19 protein-coding genes are annotated in these 19,430 nt (G+C 70.6%); 9 read left to right on the forward strand and 10 right to left on the reverse strand.

Features of this window, described 5'->3' with window-relative positions:
- Nucleotides 1-120: 120 nt before the first annotated feature.
- A complete protein-coding gene (locus ACNNMR_RS09820) occupies nt 121-1,758 on the forward strand; it encodes an alkaline phosphatase D family protein (protein WP_419994155.1) in 1,638 nt (545 codons plus the stop codon).
- A 102-nt stretch (nt 1,759-1,860) separates the two neighbouring features.
- Here the strand turns inward: ACNNMR_RS09820 and hisF are convergent, their stop codons facing one another.
- The 8 genes from hisF to hisD are packed head-to-tail and all read right to left on the reverse strand — an operon-like array spanning nt 1,861 to nt 7,543.
- On the reverse strand, nt 1,861-2,616 hold the full coding sequence (hisF, locus tag ACNNMR_RS09825; RefSeq protein ID WP_419994156.1) for an imidazole glycerol phosphate synthase subunit HisF: 756 nt from the start codon (nt 2,614-2,616) through the stop codon (nt 1,861-1,863).
- Entirely contained in the window at nt 2,613-3,014 is a 402-nt protein-coding gene (locus ACNNMR_RS09830) for a Rid family hydrolase (RefSeq protein WP_419994157.1), read from the reverse strand. The genes hisF and ACNNMR_RS09830 overlap by 4 nt, the downstream gene beginning before the upstream one ends.
- Nucleotides 3,011-3,736, reverse strand: a complete 726-nt coding sequence (priA, locus tag ACNNMR_RS09835; protein WP_419994158.1) for a bifunctional 1-(5-phosphoribosyl)-5-((5-phosphoribosylamino)methylideneamino)imidazole-4-carboxamide isomerase/phosphoribosylanthranilate isomerase PriA — start codon at nt 3,734-3,736, stop codon at nt 3,011-3,013. Before priA ends, ACNNMR_RS09830 begins: the two co-directional genes overlap by 4 nt.
- Nucleotides 3,737-3,738: 2 nt before the next feature.
- Nucleotides 3,739-4,374 (reverse strand): imidazole glycerol phosphate synthase subunit HisH, encoded by a 636-nt coding sequence (hisH, locus tag ACNNMR_RS09840; RefSeq protein WP_419994159.1) that lies wholly within the window; start codon nt 4,372-4,374, stop codon nt 3,739-3,741.
- Nucleotides 4,375-4,378: 4 nt separating this feature from the next.
- Entirely contained in the window at nt 4,379-4,543 is a 165-nt protein-coding gene (locus ACNNMR_RS09845; protein WP_419994160.1) for a hypothetical protein, read from the reverse strand.
- Nucleotides 4,540-5,136, reverse strand: a complete 597-nt coding sequence (gene hisB, locus ACNNMR_RS09850) for an imidazoleglycerol-phosphate dehydratase HisB (RefSeq protein ID WP_419994161.1) — start codon at nt 5,134-5,136, stop codon at nt 4,540-4,542. Before hisB ends, ACNNMR_RS09845 begins: the two co-directional genes overlap by 4 nt.
- The gene (locus ACNNMR_RS09855) at nt 5,133-6,227 is read right to left on the reverse strand and encodes a histidinol-phosphate transaminase (RefSeq protein WP_419994162.1); all 1,095 of its coding nucleotides are present in this window, start codon (nt 6,225-6,227) and stop codon (nt 5,133-5,135) included. Before ACNNMR_RS09855 ends, hisB begins: the two co-directional genes overlap by 4 nt.
- Complete coding sequence (gene hisD, locus ACNNMR_RS09860; protein WP_419994163.1) at nt 6,224-7,543, reverse strand: histidinol dehydrogenase; 1,320 nt, start codon at nt 7,541-7,543, stop codon at nt 6,224-6,226. Before hisD ends, ACNNMR_RS09855 begins: the two co-directional genes overlap by 4 nt.
- A 329-nt stretch (nt 7,544-7,872) precedes the next feature.
- Between hisD and ACNNMR_RS09865 the strand changes: the two genes are divergently transcribed.
- The 6 genes from ACNNMR_RS09865 to ACNNMR_RS09890 all read left to right on the forward strand — a co-directional run bounded on the left by ACNNMR_RS09865 (nt 7,873) and on the right by ACNNMR_RS09890 (nt 13,634).
- Nucleotides 7,873-9,447: an oxidoreductase gene (locus tag ACNNMR_RS09865; protein WP_420000314.1), complete on the forward strand. Its 1,575-nt coding sequence runs from the start codon at nt 7,873-7,875 to the stop codon at nt 9,445-9,447.
- 102 nt (nt 9,448-9,549) lie between these two features.
- On the forward strand, nt 9,550-10,290 hold the full coding sequence (locus tag ACNNMR_RS09870) for an LON peptidase substrate-binding domain-containing protein (RefSeq protein WP_419994164.1): 741 nt from the start codon (nt 9,550-9,552) through the stop codon (nt 10,288-10,290).
- A gap of 18 nt (nt 10,291-10,308) precedes the next feature.
- Nucleotides 10,309-10,809, forward strand: coding sequence for a Cys-tRNA(Pro) deacylase (gene ybaK / locus ACNNMR_RS09875; RefSeq protein WP_419994165.1), 501 nt, complete (start codon nt 10,309-10,311; stop codon nt 10,807-10,809).
- Nucleotides 10,810-11,096: 287 nt separating this feature from the next.
- Entirely contained in the window at nt 11,097-12,050 is a 954-nt protein-coding gene (locus tag ACNNMR_RS09880; RefSeq protein WP_419994166.1) for an ABC transporter ATP-binding protein, read from the forward strand.
- Nucleotides 12,047-12,859, forward strand: coding sequence for an ABC transporter permease (locus ACNNMR_RS09885; protein ID WP_419994167.1), 813 nt, complete (start codon nt 12,047-12,049; stop codon nt 12,857-12,859). The genes ACNNMR_RS09880 and ACNNMR_RS09885 overlap by 4 nt, the downstream gene beginning before the upstream one ends.
- Nucleotides 12,860-12,989: 130 nt before the next feature.
- Nucleotides 12,990-13,634 (forward strand): DUF2567 domain-containing protein, encoded by a 645-nt coding sequence (locus tag ACNNMR_RS09890; protein WP_419994168.1) that lies wholly within the window; start codon nt 12,990-12,992, stop codon nt 13,632-13,634.
- A 142-nt stretch (nt 13,635-13,776) separates the two neighbouring features.
- Here ACNNMR_RS09890 and ACNNMR_RS09895 read toward each other — a convergent pair whose 3' ends face one another.
- Nucleotides 13,777-15,180, reverse strand: coding sequence for an NYN domain-containing protein (locus tag ACNNMR_RS09895; protein ID WP_419994169.1), 1,404 nt, complete (start codon nt 15,178-15,180; stop codon nt 13,777-13,779).
- Nucleotides 15,181-15,369: 189 nt separating this feature from the next.
- Between ACNNMR_RS09895 and ACNNMR_RS09900 the strand changes: the two genes are divergently transcribed.
- Nucleotides 15,370-15,588, forward strand: coding sequence for a hypothetical protein (locus ACNNMR_RS09900; RefSeq protein ID WP_419994170.1), 219 nt, complete (start codon nt 15,370-15,372; stop codon nt 15,586-15,588).
- Between the two features lie 6 nt (nt 15,589-15,594).
- Nucleotides 15,595-15,795 (forward strand): hypothetical protein, encoded by a 201-nt coding sequence (locus ACNNMR_RS09905; protein WP_419994171.1) that lies wholly within the window; start codon nt 15,595-15,597, stop codon nt 15,793-15,795.
- Nucleotides 15,796-15,854: 59 nt separating this feature from the next.
- On the opposite strand, the gene dnaE is transcribed toward ACNNMR_RS09905, so the two are convergent.
- Nucleotides 15,855-19,397, reverse strand: coding sequence for a DNA polymerase III subunit alpha (dnaE, locus tag ACNNMR_RS09910; protein WP_419994172.1), 3,543 nt, complete (start codon nt 19,395-19,397; stop codon nt 15,855-15,857).
- Nucleotides 19,398-19,430 lie beyond the last annotated feature (33 nt).

A 19,430-nucleotide genomic window follows, 5' to 3' on the forward strand; every position in this document is an offset into this window, starting at 1 on the left:
GGGGGACGTAGTGGATGTACGTTCCCGGGGCTCAAGCACGCGCGAACCAGAAGCGAATTCCGGGCGAATCTTCCCCCCTGCCGGGGCCGTTGCGGGTACCTGCCAGTAACCTGATCCGCCGTGACCAGTCAACACGCAACTCCCGAGTCCCATTTGCCCCGCCGCCGCACGGTCGTGAAGGCCGCAGCCGCCACCGCCGCGCTGGCCGCGCCGCTCGCCGCCGCCGCGCTCCCGGCGCACGCCGCCGAGGGCCCGGCCTTCCTGCACGGCGTCGCGTCCGGCGACCCGCTCCCGGACGGCGTCCTGCTGTGGACGCGGGTGACACCGGTGTCCGGCGCGGACGTCGAGGTGAGCTGGGAGCTGGCGGAGGACAAGAACTTCGCGAAGGTGGCCGCGAAGGGCACCGTGACGGCACGGGCCGCCGCCGACCACACGGTGAAGGCGGATGTACGGGGGCTGCGCCCGGCGACGACATACTGGTACCGCTTCGGCGCGGGCGACGCGCAGTCGGCCACGGGCCGCACCCGCACCGCCCCGGCGGTGGACGCCTCGCCAGACGGCCTGCGCTTCGGGGTGGTCTCGTGCGCCAACTGGGAGGGCGGCTACTTCGCGGCATACCGCCACCTCGCGGCGCGCGCCGACCTCGACGCAGTCCTGCACCTGGGCGACTACATCTACGAATACGCCACGGGCGAGTACCCGGCGACGGACACCCCGCTGCGCGTGGTCCAGCCCACGCACGAGATCCTGACACTCGCCGACTACCGGACCCGGCACGCCACGTACAAGGGCGACACGGACCTCCAGGCGCTGCACGCCGCGCACCCGATCATCGCCATCTGGGACGACCACGAGTTCGCCAACGACGCCTGGTCCGGCGGCGCCGAGAACCACACGCCGGGCGCGGAGGGCGACTGGGCGGCACGGGCGGCGGCGGCGAAACAGGCCTACTTCGAGTGGATGCCGGTCCGGCAGTCGGTGGCTGGCACGACGTACCGGCGGGTGCGCTACGGGCGGCTGGCGGAGCTGCATCTGCTGGACCTGCGCTCGTATCGCTCACAGCAGGTGGGCATCGGCAGCGGCGACGTGGACGATCCGGACCGTACGATCACGGGGCGGGCGCAACTGGACTGGCTGAAGGCGGGCCTGGCGGACTCGGACGCGCAGTGGAAGCTGGTCGGCAATGAGGTCATGATCTCCCCGGTCGCCTTCGGGTCACTGCCCGCGCACCTGCTGAAGCCGCTGGCGGACCTGCTCCAGATCAAAATCCCGGAGGGCGGCCTGGCGATCAATGTCGACCAGTGGGACGGCTATACGGATGACCGGCGGGAGCTGCTGGCGCATCTCACGGATCGCGGGATCAAGGACACGGTCTTCCTGACCGGGGATATCCATATGGCGTGGGCGTGCGATGTCCCGGTGAAGGCGGCTACGTATCCGCTGTCGCGGTCTGCGGCGACGGAGTTCGTGGTGACGTCGGTGACGTCGGACAACCTGGATGACGTGCTTGGGGTGGCCCCGGACACGGTGTCCGTGGTGGCGGAGACGGCCATCAAGGCGGCCAACCGCCATGTGAAGTGGCTGGACATGGACTCGCACGGCTACGGCGTCCTGGACATCACGCCTGAGCAGACGCAGATGGACTACTTCGTGCTGTCGGACAAGGCGGACCGGGCGGCCACGGCAGAGTGGTCCCGCTCGTACCGGACGGCGACTGGCACGCAACGAGTACAGCGAGCAGACACCCCGGTGGCATAAGAGCCCACCCGGTCCTGGCGGGCCCACCCCCTTTTACTGCTGGCAGCAACGGGCAGGCGGGTGGGCCCGCAGCGCACCGAGACCGACCGCCGGCCGGCAGCGCTACCTGACCGGGTGCCCAGCCCCCCGCAGCGTCTCCTTGACCTGTGCGATCCGCAGATCCCCGAAGTGGAAGACCGACGCCGCCAGCACAGCATCCGCCCCCGCCTCGATCGCCGGCGGAAAGTCCGCCAGCGCCCCCGCGCCCCCGCTGGCAATCACCGGCACAGCCACATGCTTCCGAACCCCCGCGATCATCTCCGTGTCGTAGCCGTCCTTCGTGCCATCCGCATCCATCGAGTTGAGCAGGATCTCCCCCGCCCCCAACTCCGCCGCCCGATGCGCCCACTCGACCGCGTCGATCCCGGTCCCCCGACGCCCACCATGCGTAGTCACCTCGAAGGCCCCGGACGACGTCCGCCGCGCATCCACCGACAGCACCAGCACCTGCCGCCCAAACCGCTCCGCGATCTCCTGAATCAGCTCAGGCCGGGCAATGGCGGCCGTATTGACCCCGACCTTGTCGGCCCCAGCCCGCAGCAGCTTGTCCACGTCCTCCGGCGTACGGACCCCGCCCCCCACCGTCAGCGGGATAAAGACCTGCTCAGCCGTCCTCCGCACCACGTCATACGTGGTCTCCCGGTCCCCGCTCGACGCCGTGATGTCCAGGAAGGTCAGCTCGTCCGCGCCCTCCGCATCGTAGAGCTTCGCCATCTCGACCGGATCACCCGCATCGCGCAGGTTCTGGAAGTTGACGCCCTTCACCACCCGGCCGCCGTCGACGTCCAGGCAGGGGATCACTCGGACCGCCAGGGTCATCCGTTATCGCTCTCTCCTCGGTACGCCTCCACCTCGACCTCGACCACCAGGCTGGGGTCGACGAAGCCGGAGACGACGATGATCGACGCCGCGGGGAGCACGTCGCCGAACAGTTCCTTGTGCGCCCGGCCGACCTCGTCGACATCGCGGGCGTGGGTGATGTACATGCGGGTGCGGACCACGTCCTCGCGGCCGAGGCCCGCCTTCTTCAGTACGTCGAAGGCCTCCCGGAAGGAGGCCATCGCCTGGTCGTACGGGCCGCCGGCGTCAATGCCGCCGTTCACGGTCGACGTACAGCCGGAGACCAGGACGAGGCCGTTCGGCAGCTCGACCGCGCGGGAAAAACCGAAGCGCTGCTCCCACTGATTCTCGGAGCCGTAACGCCGGACATCGCTCACGAGACCGCCTCCAGAGCCTCCTCCAAGGTGAACGCCTTGGCGTAGAGAGCCTTGCCGACGATCGCGCCTTCGACGCCCTCTGGTACCAGGGTCGCAAGTGCCCGCAGATCGTCAAGTGAGGAGACCCCGCCGCTGGCGACCACCGGGCGGTCGGTACGGCCGCAGACGTTGCGCAGCAGCTCCAGATTCGGGCCCTTGAGCGTGCCGTCCTTGTTGATGTCGGTGACTACGTAGCGTGCGCACCCCTCAGCATCGAGTCGCGAAAGCGTCTCGTAGAGATCCCCGCCGTCCCGCGTCCACCCGCGCCCGCGCAGCGTCGTGCCGCGTACGTCCAGGCCCACCGCGATCTTGTCGCCGTGCTCGGCGATGACCTTGGCGACCCACTCCGGGGTCTCCAGGGCGGCGGTGCCCAGATTCACCCGACGGCACCCCGTGGCCAGCGCGGCCGCCAGCGAATCGTCGTCGCGGATGCCGCCCGACAGCTCCACCTTGATGTCCATCGCCTGCGCGACCTCCGCGATGAGCTCGCGGTTGTCGCCCGTACCGAAGGCGGCGTCGAGGTCGACGAGGTGCAGCCACTCGGCGCCGGACCGCTGCCAGGCCAGGGCGGCCTCCAGCGGGGAGCCATAGGAGGTCTCCGTACCCGACTCGCCATGGACGAGGCGGACGGCCTGCCCTGCGCGGACGTCGACGGCGGGGAGCAGCTCAAGCTTCGCGGTCATCTCTACAGACTCTCGATCCAGTTGGTCAGCAGCTGGGCTCCGGCATCGCCGGACTTCTCGGGGTGGAACTGGGTGGCCCACAGCGGTCCGTTCTCCACCGCGGCGACGAACGGCTCGCCGTGCGTGGACCAGGTGACCAGCGGGGGCGTCATCGCGGCGCTGGTGACGTCGAAGTCCCAGCCCTGGACCGCGTACGAGTGCACGAAGTAGAACCGCTCGTCCGCGCCCACGCCCGCAAAGAGCCGGGACCCAGACGCAACGTCGACCGTGTTCCACCCCATGTGCGGCACGATGTCCGCCTTCAGCGCCTCGACCGTGCCGGGCCACTCGTCCAGGCCCTCGGTCTCCACGCCATGCTCCACGCCACGGGCGAAGAGGATCTGCATACCGACGCAGATGCCCATCACCGGCCGCCCCCCGGCCAGCCGCCGCTCGACGATCCAGTCGCCGCGCGCCGCCCGCAGCCCGCGCATGCAGGAGGCGAAGGCGCCGACGCCGGGGACCAGGAGCCCGTCGGCGTTCATGGCGGCGTCGTAGTCGCGGGTGATTTCGACGTCCGCGCCGGTACGGGCTATCGCGCGCTCGGCGGAACGGACGTTGCCGAAGCCGTAGTCGAAGACGACGACCTTCTTGCTCATCGCTCTACTCCCACACGTCGAGGCGCAGCACCCCGGCCAGCAGCGCGAACGCCGAGCAGACCGCGAGCAGCACGATCACGCCCTTCGGCAGCCCCTGCTTGGCGAAGGAGTACGCGCCGCCGGCCAGGAAGAGGCCGACGAACAGCAGCAGCACCGAAAGGCCGGTCACAGCGCGCCCTTCGTCGACGGAATCACGCCCTGCGCCCGCGGGTCGATCTCGGACGCGTACCGCAGTGCCCGGGCCAGCGCCTTGAACTGGCACTCCACGATGTGGTGGGCGTTGCGCCCGTACGGCACGTGCACGTGCAGCGCGATCTGCGCCTGGGCGACGAGGGATTCGAGGATGTGCCGGGTCATCGTCGTGTCGTACTCCGCGCCGATCATCGGGGCCATGCCCTCGGGCTCGGAGTGGACGAGGTACGGCCGCCCGGAGAGGTCGACGGTGACGTTGGCCAGCGACTCGTCCAGCGGGACCGACGCGTTGGCGAAGCGCACGATGCCGCGCTTGTTGCCCAGCGCCTGCTTGAAGGCGGCGCCGAGGGCGAGGGCGGTGTCCTCGATGGTGTGGTGCGAGTCGATGTGCAGGTCGCCCTCGGTCTTGACCGTGAGGTCGAAGAGGCCGTGGCGGCCCAGCTGGTCCAGCATGTGATCGAAGAAGCCGACGCCGGTGGCGACATCGACCTTCCCGGTCCCGTCGAGGTTGATCTCGACGACGACGGAGGTCTCCTTGGTACTGCGCTCAACACGGCCCACGCGGGTCATGCGCTGGTCTCCTTAACGATGGCGCGGATGGCGTCCAGAAAGGCGTCGTTCTCGGCCGGCGTGCCCGCGGTGACGCGCAGGAAGCCCGGCACCCCGTTGTCGCGTACGAGGACGCCGCGGTCGAGGAGCTGCTGCCAGGTGGCGTGGGCGTCCTCGAACCGCCCGAACTGGACGAAGTTGGCGTCGGAGGCGGTCACCTCGCACCCGGCCGCCGCCAGCTCGGCGACCAGCCGGTCCCGCTCGCCTTTGAGCTGCTGGACGTAGGCGAGCAGCGTATCGGTGTACTCCAGGGCCGCAAGCGCGGTGGCCTGGGTGACCGAAGACAGGTGGTACGGGAGCCGCACCAGCTGCACCGCGTCGACCACGGCCGGGTCGGCGGCGAGATAGCCGAGCCGCAGCCCGGCGGCGCCGAAGGCCTTCGACATGGTGCGGGTGATGACGAGATTCGGCCGCCCGTCGAGGAGGTCGATGAGCGAGGCGCCGTGGCTGAACTCGTTGTAGGCCTCGTCGATGACGACCATGCCGGGGGCGGCCTCGTACAGCTTGAGGACCGTCTCGCGGTCGACGGCGGTGCCGGTCGGGTTGTTCGGCGAGCAGATGAAGACCACGTCCGGCTTCAGCTCACGGATCTGCGCGACGGCACCGTCGGCGTCGACGGTGAAGTCCTCGTGCCGGGCCCCGGAGATCCAGCCGGTGCCGGTGCCGCGGGAGATGATCGAGTGCATCGAGTACGAGGGCTCGAAGCCGATCGCCGTACGGCCGGGTCCGGCGAAGGTCTGCAGCAGCTGCTGGATGATCTCGTTGGACCCGTTGGCGGCCCAGACATTGGCGAGGCCGGTCTCATGGCCGGTGGTCTTCGTCAGATACGCGGCCAGCGCCGTGCGCAGCTCGACCGCGTCCCGGTCCGGGTAGCGGTTGAGCTCGCGGGCGGCCTCGGTGACGCGCTCGCCGATGCGCCGCACCAGCGGCTCGGGCAGCGGGTACGGATTCTCGTTGGTGTTCAGCCGCACCGGGACGTCGAGCTGCGGGGCTCCGTACGGGGACTTGCCGCGGAGCTCGTCGCGGATGGGGAGATCGTCGATCCGGGTCACTGTTCTGTCGGAACCTTCCATCCAAAACGGGCCTTGAGCGCCGCTCCGTGCGCGGGCAGATCTTCGGCATTGGCGAGATTGACGACGTGATGCGTCACCTCGGCCAGCGCGTCGCGGGTGTAGTCCACGACGTGGATGCCGCGCAGGAAGGACTGGACGGACAGGCCCGAGGAGTGGCAGGCGCAGCCCCCGGTGGGCAGGACGTGGTTGGACCCGGCGCAGTAGTCGCCGAGCGAGACGGGCGCGAAGGCGCCGACGAAGATCGCGCCGGCGTTACGGACCCGGGCGGCGACGGCCGCGGCGTCGGCGGTCTGGATCTCCAGGTGCTCGGCGGCGTACGCATCGACGACGGCGAGCCCGGCGTCGATGTCGTCCACGAGCACGATCCCGGACTGCCGCCCGGCCAGCGCCTCGGTGATCCGCTCGACGTGCTTGGTGGCGGCGACCTGCGTCTTCAGCTCGGCCTCGACGGCCTCGGCGAGCTGCACGGAAGGCGTGACGAGCACCGCTGCCGCGAGGGTGTCGTGCTCGGCCTGCGAGATCAGGTCGGAGGCGACGTGACGGGCGTCCGCGGTGTCGTCGGCAAGGATGGCGATCTCGGTGGGCCCGGCCTCGGCATCGATGCCGATACGCCCCTTGAGCAGGCGCTTGGCCGCGGCGACCCAGATATTTCCGGGCCCGGTGACCAGCTGCGCGGGCGCGCACTCGTCAGTCCCGTACGCGAACATCGCGATCGCCTGGGCGCCGCCGGCCGCGTACACCTCGTCGACGCCGAGGAGGGCGCAGGCGGCGAGGATGGTCGGGTGCGGCAGCCCGTCGAAGTCCTTCTGCGGCGGCGAGGTGACGGCAAGCGAGCCGACGCCGGCCTCCTGAGCAGGCACGACGTTCATGACGACGGACGACGGATACACGGCGTTACCGCCGGGCACGTACAGCCCGACCCGCTCCACCGGCACCCACCGCTCGGTGACGGTGCCACCCGGCACGACCTGCACGGTCGTGTCCTGGCGACGCTGCTCGCGGTGCACGATGCGGGCGCGGCGGATGGACTCCTCGAGGGCGGCACGGACCGCGGGGTCGAGGTCGGCGAGGGCCTGCTGGATGGCCTCGACCGGGACCCGGACCCGCTCGAGCTGTACGCCGTCGAACTTGGCCGCGTAATCGATCAGCGCCGCGGTGCCGCGATGGTGCACGTCCTCGCAGATCGGGCGCACCTTCTCCAGGGCAGCCTCGACGTCGAGCTCGGCACGGGGCAACAGGTCGCGGTCGATCGCGCCGGCGAGGGCACGACCGCGCAGGTCGATTCGGGAGATCACGTAGTCAAGTGTCTCAGACGGGGGGTCGAGGGCGACTGCGAGTCCACGATGCGGGCTGCGCCCGCAATCAGCCCGGGAGGCCATCTCCAGCCCGGGAGGCCATCTCCAGCCCGGCCGGCCGTCTCCAGCCCGGCCGGCGTTTGAGGCCGAGCGCCGCAGGCGCGATATCCGCGCGCAGCGCGGAACAGGGGGCCCGGGGCCGCTCCCCGGTTTCGGGAAGGGGCGGGATTGGGGAATACCCCCTCCCCACCCCCAACCACTAGCGTTACGGGCGGCCGGGGGGCCGTTCACACCGAGGAGGGGAGCCACGCGTGAGCGCACACGCCGGCATGCAGGGGGGCGGGGACACTGAACCCCCCGAGGAGCTCGGCCTGACCGACACCGAGAAAGGCCTCTGGCACGCCTATCGCACCGGCACCATGTACGACCTCCGCGAACGCGACCCCGCCCACGACGACCCCGCAGGCCTCCACGCCTGGGGCCCGGAGCGCACCGTCCGCGCCGTCCTCGTAGCCCTCCTCCTCCTCGACGGCCCCACCGCCGCCCCCGGCCGCGTAGCCGCCCTCAAGCTCAACGGCGCCCGCCTCACCGGCAAACTCGACCTCTCCGGCGGCAACGTCGGCCCGTACCTCGAACTCCGCAACTGCCGCTTCGAGGAGGAGATCCTCCTCCCCGAGTGCCGCGTGACGACCGCCCGCTTCATCGCCTGCGCCATCCCCCGCTTCGAAGGCGCCCGCCTCCAGGCGGAAGGCGACCTGCACCTCCCCCGCTGCACCATCGACAGCGGCGTCCGCCTCACCGACGCCCGCATCGGCACGGACCTGCAGATCAGCCAGCTCACCGTCCGCCCGGACCGCCGCGGCCAGGCCATCGCCGCCGACGGCATCACCGTGGGCCAGGACCTGACCGCCGAGCTGCTCCAGTCGTACGGGCAGGTCAGCCTGCGCGGCGCGACCATCGGCGTCTCGCTCAACCTCGCCGGGAGCATGATCCGCAATCCGTACGGCCGCCGCGCCCTGAACGCCCCGCAGGTCTCGGTGGAGCGTTCCTTCCACCTCACCCCGGCCCGCGTCCGCGTCGCACCGCGCGGCGAGCAGACGCCCCCGTTCGGCACCGGCAGCCGGAACTTCGAGTGCCACGGCGGGGTGCGCCTCGACGACGGCCGGTTCGGCGGGATGGTGGATTTCAAGGACGCCCGCTTCGTCATGGACGAGGACCAGGAGGTCTCCCTCCGCCGCATCCAGACGCCGGAGCTGCGCTTCACCGGCAAGCCGCCGGAGGGCGGCCGCGTCGTCCTCTCCGGCGCCAAGGTCGGCAATCTCGCCGATGCGTACGCCAGCTGGCCGTCTCCCGGCCGGCTGCAGATGGCGGGGTTCGCGTACGAGCACCTGATACCGACCGACCGCTTCCCGATCGCCGAGCGCCTGGAGTGGGTGGCCGCCGCCACCGCCGAGTATTCGCCGGAGCCGTACGAGCAGCTCGCGGGCGTGCTGCGGAACTCCGGCGAGGACCACGACGCCCGCCGCGTCATGCTCGCCAAGCACCGCAGGCAGCGCGAGACCTTCGGCCCGGCGGGCAAGGCGTGGGGCTATCTGCAGGACTGGGCGGTGGCGTACGGCTACCGGCCCACCCGCGCGATGCTGTGGATGGCGGTGCTGTGGGCGCTGGGCACCTTCTACTTCTCGCGCGTCGAGGCGAATCCCACGCAGCCCGACTCGGAGGGCCGCTTCAGCGCGACCCTGTACGCCCTGGACATCCTGCTGCCGGTGATCGACCTGGGGCAGGAGACGGCATGGCAGCAGCGGGGGGCGGCGCAGTGGGTGGCGTCGCTGTTCGTACTGGCCGGATGGACCCTCGCGACCACGGTCGCGGCGGGGGCTTCCCGGCTGCTTCGCCGCCAGTGACAGCATTTTTCCAGGGGCTGTGACATCAGCGGCCGGCGCCGCGGGCCCCCGGACCCCCACCGGGTGGCCGGATCCCGCCCGCGACGCGCTTAGGATTTGCGCGTGACCGTTGCCGCCCTGCCCCTGTTCCCGTTGAACACGGTGCTCTTCCCTGGGCTGGTGCTGCCGCTGAACGTCTTCGAGGAGCGGTACCGCGCCATGATGCGGGCGCTGCTGGAGCTGGACGAGGAGGAGCGGCAGTTCGGGGTCGTCGCGATCCGGGACGGGCGCGAGGTCGCGCCGACCGCGCCCGGGCTGCCGGACGAGCAGACGGAGGCCGCCCAGGGCGGCGCCGCGGCGGGCTTCGGCGCCGACCCCATGCAGGCCTTCTTCTCCGTCGGCTGCACCGCGGACGCCGCCACCATCAGGGAGCGCGAGGACGGCGGCTTCGAGGTGCTGGCCACGGGCACGCGGCGCTTCAAGCTGCTCTCGGTGGACGCCTCGGGGCCGTATCTGACCGGCGAGGTCGAGCTGCTCGGCGAGGAGGAGGGCGATGGCGCGGGCGCGCTGTCGGCCGGCGTGCTGCGGGCGTTCCGTACGTACCAGAAGCGCCTGGCCGGGGCGCGGGAGCGCTCGGTGGCGGCGGACCAGGAGCTTCCGGACGAGCCGTCGGTGGTGTCGTACCTGGTCGCGGCGGCCGCGGTGCTCGACGTGCCGACGAAGCAGCGGCTGCTGCAGACGCCGGACACGGCGTCGCGGCTGGCGGAGGAGCTGAAACTCCTTCGCCGCGAGTCGGCGGTGATCGGTAAGCTCCCGTCGCTGCCGGCGGTGGAGCTGACGCGGCAGCCGACGAGCCCGAACTGAGTCTCCCTGCGGCAGGTCATGGCGAAAAAGAAGCAGAAGCAGCAGTCCGGCGGCACCCCGGCGACGGTCGCGCTGACGGCGGCCGGCAAGCCCTTCACGATCCATGCGTACGAGCACGACCCGGCGGCCGCCTCGTACGGCGAGGAGGCCGCCGAGGCGCTCGGCGTCGACCCCGGCCAGGTCTTCAAGACGCTGGTGGCGGACGTCGACGGCACGCTGACCGTCGCCGTGGTCCCGGTCGCCGGCTCGCTCGACCTCAAGGCCCTGGCCTCGGCCACGGGCGGCAAGCGCGCGTCGATGGCCGACCCGGCGGCGGCGGAACGCACCACGGGCTACGTCCGCGGCGGCATCTCCCCGCTGGGCCAGCGCAAGCGGCTGCCCACGGTGGTGGACGCGTCGGCGTCGTCGTACGAGACGGTGTGCGTGTCAGCGGGCCGCCGCGGCCTGGAGATCGAACTGGCACCGGCCGACCTGGCCGAGCTGACGAACGCGGTGCTGGCCCCGATCGCGCGGGCGTGACCCCTACGCAGGCCGACTCCCATGATTGGCCTTGCCCTTTTTGATCCGCCACCGCCGCTTACGCGTCTTCTTGGACATGTCCAGGTATTACTGGCGCAGCGAGAAGCCGTCAACGCTTCACGCAACTCCGGGGGAGGGCGTCCCGCAAGGCGGGACGGGCTGGCCCGGGACGTTTCGCGCAGCCGCCCACCCAACCCGCACCGAGCAAGACCGCAGCGCACCTGTCCGCGACTCGAACCAAGCCCCTGCCAGCGCCACGCGACTCGCACCGCGTACCCTCATACCTCGTGAGCACAGGCGCCTGCACCATTCGCGATCTCACCAAGAGCTACGGCGATGTCCGCGCCAACGACGGCGTCTGCCTCGACGTGCACCGCGGTGAGATCTTCGGCCTGCTCGGGCCGAACGGCGCCGGGAAGTCCACCCTCGTACGGCAGCTCACCGGCCTGCTCCGCCCCGACTCCGGCGCCATCACGCTCCTCGGCCACGACCTCGTCCGGCACCCGGAGCGCGCCTCCCGCCTCCTCGGCTATCTCGGCCAGGAGTCCACGGCGCTCGACGAGCTCCCGGTCGCCCTGGCCGCCGAGACCACGGCACGGCTGCGCGGCCTGAGCGCCCGCGCCGCCCGTACGGAACGGGACGCGGTCCTGGACGAGCTCGGCCTCGCCCCGCTCGCCGCAAAGCCGCTCGCCCGCCTCTCCGGCGGCCAGCGCCGCCTCGCCTGCGTGGCCGCCGCGCTCGCCGGCCACCGCCCGGTGCTGGTCCTGGACGAACCGACCACCGGCATGGACCCGGTCGCCCGCCGCGCCGTCTGGGCCGCGATCGACCGCCGCCGCACCGCCGACGACGTCACCGTCCTCCTCGTCACCCACAACGTCATCGAGGCCGAGACGGTCCTCGACCGGGTCGCCGTCATGGACACGGGCCGGGTCATCGCCTGCGACACCCCGGGCGGCCTGAAGGCGCGGATCGACGACGAGGTACGGGTGGAGCTGGTCTGGCGCGATACGGCCCCCGTCCACCTGCCCGAGGTCGCCGCACTGTCGGCCCGTAACGAAGGCGCCGGCACCAGCCGCCGCTGGACGCTCCGCCTCCCCACCGACGAGGCCCGCGCCGCGGTCGCCGCCGTCACCGGCGGCCCGGCCTTCGACGCCCTGGACGACTTCACCCTCACCACCCCGAGCCTGGAGGACGTCTATATGAGCCTGGGCGGCAGCGGCGAAGGCCTGGTGAAGGCGTGACGGCGACCGCGGCGGAGAACACCACCGACACGCACTACGAGGCCGCGGCCCCCCTCGCACCCCGGGCCGCGTTCCTCCCGGCCCTCGGCGCCGTCTACCGGGCCCAGCTCGCCCGCGCCCGCGTCGCCCGCATCCCGCTCCTCTTCGTCGCCACCTTCCAGTCCATCGGGATCATGGTCCTGATGCGCGGCGTGGTGGACGCCGACCCCGGCAGCGAGGCGGCGCGCTCGGTCGTCGCCGGATCCACCGTCCTCGTCGTCGCCTTCGTGGCGCTCAACCTCCTCGCCCAGTACTTCGGCAAGCTCCGCGCCCACGGCGGCCTCGACCACTACGCCACGCTGCCGGTACCGCCCGCCGCCGTGGTCCTGGGGGCGGCGGGGGCATACGCCTCCTTCACCGTGCCCGGCACGGTCGTGACCGCCGTCTTCGGCAGCCTGCTCTTCGAGCTGCCGCTGACCCACCTGTGGCTGCTCGCCGCCGTCATCCCCCTCGCAGGGGCGGCGCTCGCCGGCCTCGGCGCGGCGCTCGGCCTGCTCGCGCCGCGGCCGGAGCTGGCGACGCTGGCCGGGCAGCTCGGCATGTCCGCGGCGCTGCTCCTCGGCGTCGTCCCGGCCGCGAACCTTCCCGGCCCGATCGCCTTCGCCCGCGACCTGCTCCCGTCCACGTACGGGGTCGAGGCCCTGGCCCGCACCTTCGGGCCGCGCCCGGACTGGGCGGCGGTGCTCGCCGACCTCGCGGTGTGCGCGGGCGTCGGGGTGCTGGCGCTGGCGGCGGCCACGTGGGCGTACCGGCGGGCGGCGCTGCGGTGATACGCGCGGCGGGGGTCGTCGGCGGGTTCGTCAGCGGTGCCGTAAGCGGAGCCGTAAACGGGGCCGTAAGAAACGCCCGAACGACTGCCCCTGCGACGGACGTGCGACCGAACCCTGGCACCATGGCTGGGTGACCGCTCCCATGACGCCTCACGGCCCGCCGCAGCACGGCTCCTCACCCGACTCTCCCTGGCCGGCCGCGCCCGACGCTCGCGGCGTCGGCGGGGGCGAGCTGTCGGGGCGTGAGCTGCGCGGGGCGGCGGTGATCGCGGTGGGCAGTGTGGTGGCCGGGCTGCTCTTCGGGGCGATGTGGGTGTGGCTGGCGCCGCGGGTGCCGCTCATCGCTCAGGACGGGGCGGTGCTGCTGCGGGACTCCGAGTCGGAGCACACGATCGCCATCGACGGCACCTTCACCCTGATCGGCCTCGGCTTCGGCGCGGCGCTGGCGGCGCTCGCCTTCCTGTGGCGCCGCCGCGGCGGCATCGCCCTGGTCCTGGCCCTGGCCATCGGGGGCCTGCTCGCCTCGCTGCTGGCGTGGCGCTTCGGCATCTGGCTGGGCCCCTCGCAGGACGTGGCAGCCCGCGCGAAATCCTTCGGCGAGGGCAAGCCCTTCGACGCCCCCCTGGTCCTCAACGCCAAGGGCGCCCTCTTGGCCTGGCCCGTAGCCGCCATGATCACCCACCTGCTCCTGACCGGCCTCTTCGGCCCCCGCGACCCGGCCCCCCAGCCCCAGTCCCCGGGCACCTGGCAGGGCTGGGGCAAGCCCCCGGCGTAGCACCTCCGGGGGAGGGCGTCCCGCAAGGCAATGGGGTATCCCCTGCTCGAGCGAAGCCGAGAGCTTGGGGAAGGGCGCTTTGGCCCGGGACGTTTCGCAAGCCGCCCCACCCAGCTAGCACCGAGCCCAACCGGGCGCTGCGCTACGCCCCGCGCTGCTCCGCAGGCGCAGGCGCAGGCTCCTGCGCGGCCGCCGGGGTCGGCGCGGCAGCCGGGGTCGACGGGGCAGCCGGAGCCCGGTCCACCGTCACACCCCCGCCTTCCGAGGCGGCCCGTACGTCGACTTCGCGCCAGAATCCGGCGCGGATCGCATAGCGATCGTGCTCATCGATCTGATCGTCCTTGTGGGCGAGCAGCCCAAATCGCGCCGCGTACCGCAGCAGTTCACCATCGATCCGATGCGGGATCCGCGGATACTGCCCCGCCAGCACCGGCAGCCGTCCCGCCTCCCCCAGCCGCTCGATCCAGCGGCGCGCGAAGACCTGACCCACCTCGTACGGGTCCCCGCCGATCGCGGTGATGTCCTCCTCGCGGTCGGCCCACCGCTGCTCCGCGGTCGTCAGCGCCGCGAGCGTCGGCAGCGACGCGGTGTCGGGGGACTCGCCGGTGCCGCCCCGCTCGACCCAGCCCTTGTCGGAGGACCACCGCAACGTGGCGTTCCCCGGCGAGCCCGCGGCCCCGCCGGTCCGCGCCTCAGGCATCGAGGCCGCCCGTGCCGCGCCGAGACCCGCAAGGTCCTTCGGCGTGGGCACGCCCTTGCCGGAGGTGCCGCCCTCTCCCTCGGCCTCCGCCTCCGCGCCGTCCTCACCGGGCTCGCTGCCATTGGCCGCGGCGACCGCGGGCGCCTCCGCACCTTCACCGCCGGCCGCCGCCACCGCCTCGTCCGCCGCGGCGGCGGAACGCGCGGCAGCGGCCGCCGCGCCCTCGGGCAGCGGCGCCGACAGAATCGCCGCGATCTCCGGCCGCGGCGCGGGCGCCGGTGCGCAGATCCCGGTGAGCTCCTTCACCCGAACGGCCTGCGTGATCCAGGCCCGGTCGAGCACTCTGCGTTCATCGGCCTCGGCGACCAGGTCTTCCGACTGGTTGTAGTCGCCGTCCGCGGCCTGCACCGCCCACAGGTGCACAGCAACGCCGTGCTCCTTCGCGGACATCATCCCGGGCAGCAGATCCCCGTCGCCCGTGATCAGCACCACGTCCGAGCACGCCCGATTACGCGCCAGCTCCGTGAGCTCGGCGTGCATCGCGGCGTCTACACCCTTCTGGGCCCATCGGCCGTCACTGCGCGTAAGCGCACCCAGCCGCACGGTCACCCGGGGCATGACGCGCAATCGCCGGTGCTCGGGCTGCGGAACCCGGTCGGGTGCGCCGTCGAACCAGTAGATCCGCAGCAGCTGCTGCCCCGTATCCGCCTCGGCTCGTTCGCGAAGGCCCTGCACAAGAGCCGCGTGGTCAATGGCGATACGGGAGCGTGCGGGCTCTCCTGCCAGCAGGCTCGCGGCGGCCCCCAGCAGATAGCCGGCGTCCACCAGGACGACGCAGCGGTCCATGATCTCACCCTCTCCGTCCGGCGGGGTTGCCTTCGAGTCTGCCCGACTGCAAGGGGGTTATCAGCAGCACGGCGATCTTCGGCGTGGCGGGCTTCAGGATCACGCACGGTAATTGCCCGAAATGCGACAGATGTCGCCCCATGCGACGGTGTTTTCCGCGGGGGACCCGCAACCGTGAAGGAAAAAATCATGGGTAAGGGCAAGAAGCGCAGGCAGCAGGATCAGCAGCAGAACAAGCACCAGGACAAGTACGCCGCTCCGGAGGACTCCCGGAGCCAGGGCGGCCAGGACCAGCCGCAGCGCGGCACCCAGCAGTCCTTCGACGAGAACGCCTCACTTGACGACGCGCTCGGCGACGCCGCCGCTCCCGGTGGCTTCGAGCAGGGCCAGTCGTTCGGGGAGCGGTGATCGGCGATGGGACGTAAGAACCGCGGTCAGGACGACGGCTCCGGCATACCCGAGAAGGGCACCGAGCAGCAGGAGTTCGCCCCCGAACAGGTCAATCAGGACCAGGTCACGGACGCCGTGAAGGAGGGTTCGTCAGCCCAGCGCGGCGCGCAGCAGGCGAGCCACAAGACGCAGTACCACAAGCCGAAGCGCTTCGGCCACAACTAAGCGCGCACAGGGACGAGGGGCGTGACCGCCGAAGGTCACGCCCCTCCCCTGCGATCCTGCTAACCCGCCAGGCAGGACGGCCCCAGCAGCTCCTTCAAGTCACCGAAGAGCGCCGGATCCGGGGTCACCCGATGCCGGTCGAGCCGCAGCAGCGTGGTCTTCTGCGTGCCCAGCAGCTTCACCCGCACCTCGGTCGCGCCGCGGTGGTGCTTGAGCACCTCGCCGAGCTTCTCCACCAGCGGCGGGGTGACCTTCACCGTGGGAATGGTGATGGTGACCGGCGCATTGACCGAGACGTCCGTCAGGTCCGGGACCATCAGCTCCATCGCCACCAGCCGCGGCACATCCTCGCGCTTGTCGAGGCGGCCCTTGACGAAGACGACGGCGTCCTCGACCAGTTGCGTGGACACCAGCTGATACGTGGCCGGGAAGAACATGCAGTCGATGGAGCCCGCCAGGTCCTCGACCGTGGCGATGGCCCAAGCATTGCCCTGCTTGGTCATTTTGCGCTGCAGCCCGGAAATGATCCCGCCGATGGTGACGATCGCCCCGTCGGAGTGCTCGCCGCCGGTCAGCTGCGAGATGGCGGCATCCGCCTTCTCGTTGAGGACGTGCTCGATGCCGAAGAGCGGGTGGTCGGATACGTACAGCCCGAGCATCTCCCGCTCCTGGGCGAGCAGATACGTCTTCTCCCACTCGATGTCGGAGAACTCGACGTCCATGCCGAAGCCCGGCTCGTCCTTGCCCTCGTCCTCCCCCATGCCGCCGAAGAGGTCGAACTGGCCCTCCGCCTCCTTGCGCTTGACCTGCACCACATTGTCGATCATCGGCTCATAGTGCGCGGTCAGGCCCTTGCGGGTGTGGCCGAGGGCGTCGAAGGCGCCGGCCTTGATCATCGATTCGATCGTCCGCTTGTTGCAGACCACCGCCTCGACCTTGTCCAGGAAGTCGGGGAAGGAGGTATACCGCCCCTTGGACTTCCGGCAGCGCACGATCGAGTCCACCACGTTGTTGCCGACGTTACGGACGGCGCTGAGGCCGAAGACGATGACGTCGTCGCCGCGCGGGGTGAAGTTCGACTCGGACTCGTTGACATCCGGCGGCAGCACCTTGATGCCCATCTTGCGGCACTCGTTGAGATAGATCGCCGACTTGTCCTTGTCGTCCTTCACGGACGTCAGCAGCGCGGCCATGTACTCGGCCGGATAGTTCGCCTTGAGGTAGGCGGTCCAGTAGGAGACGAGCCCGTACGCCGAGGAGTGCGCCTTGTTGAAGGCGTAGCCGGCGAACGGCACCAGCACATCCCAGACCGCCTGGATGGCCTGGTCGGAATAGCCGCGCTCGCGCATGCCGCTCTGGAAGGGCACGAACTCCTTGTCCAGGACCTCCTGCTTCTTCTTGCCCATCGCCCGGCGCAGCAGGTCGGCCTGGCCCAGCGAATAACCCGCCAGCACCTGCGCGGCCTTCTGCACCTGCTCCTGATACACGATCAGGCCGTGGGTGATGTCGAGGACCTCCTTCAGAGGCTCCTCGAGCTCGGGGTGGATCGGGGTGATCTCCTGCTGGCCGTTCTTGCGCAGCGCGTAGTTGATGTGCGAGTTCATGCCCATCGGGCCCGGCCGGTAGAGGGCCGAGACCGCGGAGATGTCCTCGAAGTTGTCGGGCTTCATCATGCGCAGCAGCGAGCGCATCGGGCCGCCGTCGAACTGGAACACGCCCAGTGTGTCGCCGCGCCCCAGCAGCTCGAAGGTCTTGGGGTCGTCGAGCGGCAGCGACAGCAGCTCGATGTCGGTGCCCTTGTTCTGCTTCACCATCTTGACGGCGTCGTCCATGATGGTGAGGTTGCGCAGGCCCAGGAAGTCCATCTTCAGGAGGCCGAGCGACTCACACGTCGGGTAGTCCCACTGCGTGATCGTCACGCCGTCCGTATGCCGCACCCAGACCGGCACATGGTCGGTGATGGTCTCGCTGGACATGATCACGCCGGCGGCATGCACGCCCATCTGCCGCACCAGGCCCTCGACACCCCGCGCGGTGTCGATCACCTTCTTCACGTCGGGCTCGTTCTCGTACATCCCCCGGACCTCGCCCGCCTCGCCATAGCGCGGGTGGTTCTTGTCGGTGATGCCATTGAGGTCGATGCCCTTGCCGAGCACATCCGCCGGCATCGCCTTGGTGATGCGGTCACCCATCGCGTACGGGTAACCCAGCACGCGCGCCGAGTCCTTGATCGCGTTCTTGGCCTTAATGGTGCCGTACGTGCCGATCATGGCGACCTTGTCGGCGCCGTACTTCTCGGTGACGTACCGGATCACCTCGGCGCGCCGACGCTCGTCGAAGTCGATGTCGACATCGGGCATGGACAGCCGCTCGGGGTTCAGGAACCGCTCGAAGATCAGGCCGTGCTCGATCGGGTCGAGGTCGGTGATCCCCATCGCGTACGACGCGATGGAGCCGGCCGCGGAGCCACGGCCCGGGCCGACCGCGATGCCGTTCTCCTTGGCCCACATGATGAAGTCGGCGACGACCAGGAAGTAGCCGGGGAACCCCATCTGGATGATGACGTCCATCTCGTACTCGGCCTGCTTCTGCCGGTCCTCGGGCACCCCGCCCGGATACCGGCGGGCCATGCCCTTCCTGACCTCCTCCTGGAACCAGGTGACCTCGGTATAGCCCTCGGGCACGTCGAAGCGCGGCATCAGGTCGCGCTTCTCGAACCACCCGCTGGCATCGATCTGCTCCGCCACCAGCAGCGTGTTGGCGCAGCCCTCCTGCCAGGCGTCGGAGGAGTCGATGGCGTACATCTCATCGGTCGACTTCAGGTAGTAGCCGGTGCCGTCGAACTTAAAGCGGTCAGGATCGGAAAGATTCTTGCCGGTCTGGATGCACAGCAGCGCTTCCTGCGCCGTCGACTGGTGCTCGTACGTGTAATGCGAGTCATTGGTGACCAGCGGCGGGATCCCCAGCTTCTTGCCGATCTCCAGCAGCCCGTCGCGGACCCGGCGCTCGATCTCGATGCCGTGGTCCATCAGCTCCAGGAAATACCGCTCCTTGCCGAAGATCTCCTGATACTCCGCGGCGGCCTTCACGGCCTCGTCGAACTGCCCGAGCCGCAGCCGCGTCTGCACCTCTCCGGACGGGCAGCCGGTGGACGCGATCAGCCCCTCCGAGAACTGGGAGATCGACTCCTTGTCCATCCGCGGCCACTTCTGCAGCCAGCCCTCGGCATACGCGTCGGAGGACAGCCGGAAGAGGTTGTGCAGCCCCGTCTTGTTCGCCGCCCAGATCGTCTTGTGCGTATAGCCACCGGAGCCGGACACGTCATCGCGCTTCTGGTGCGGCTGCCCCCACTGCACCTTCCGCTTGTGCTTGCGGGACTCAGGCGCCACATACGCCTCGATCCCGATGATCGGCGTCACATCCGCCTTCTGCGCCTGCTGGAAGAAGTCGTACGCGCCATGGAGGTTGCCGTGGTCGGTCATGGCGATGTGCGTCATGCCCATCTCATTACAGGCCGCGAACATGTCCTTCAGCCGCGCCGCCCCGTCCAGCAGCGAATACTGAGTGTGCACATGCAGGTGCGTGAACGGCGGCTTTGCCACGACTCGACCTCCGGGAGGGGCGCTCGGCGACTG

The sequence above is a fragment of the Streptomyces boninensis genome, from assembly GCF_048572725.1.
Lineage (GTDB): Bacteria > Actinomycetota > Actinomycetes > Streptomycetales > Streptomycetaceae > Streptomyces > Streptomyces boninensis.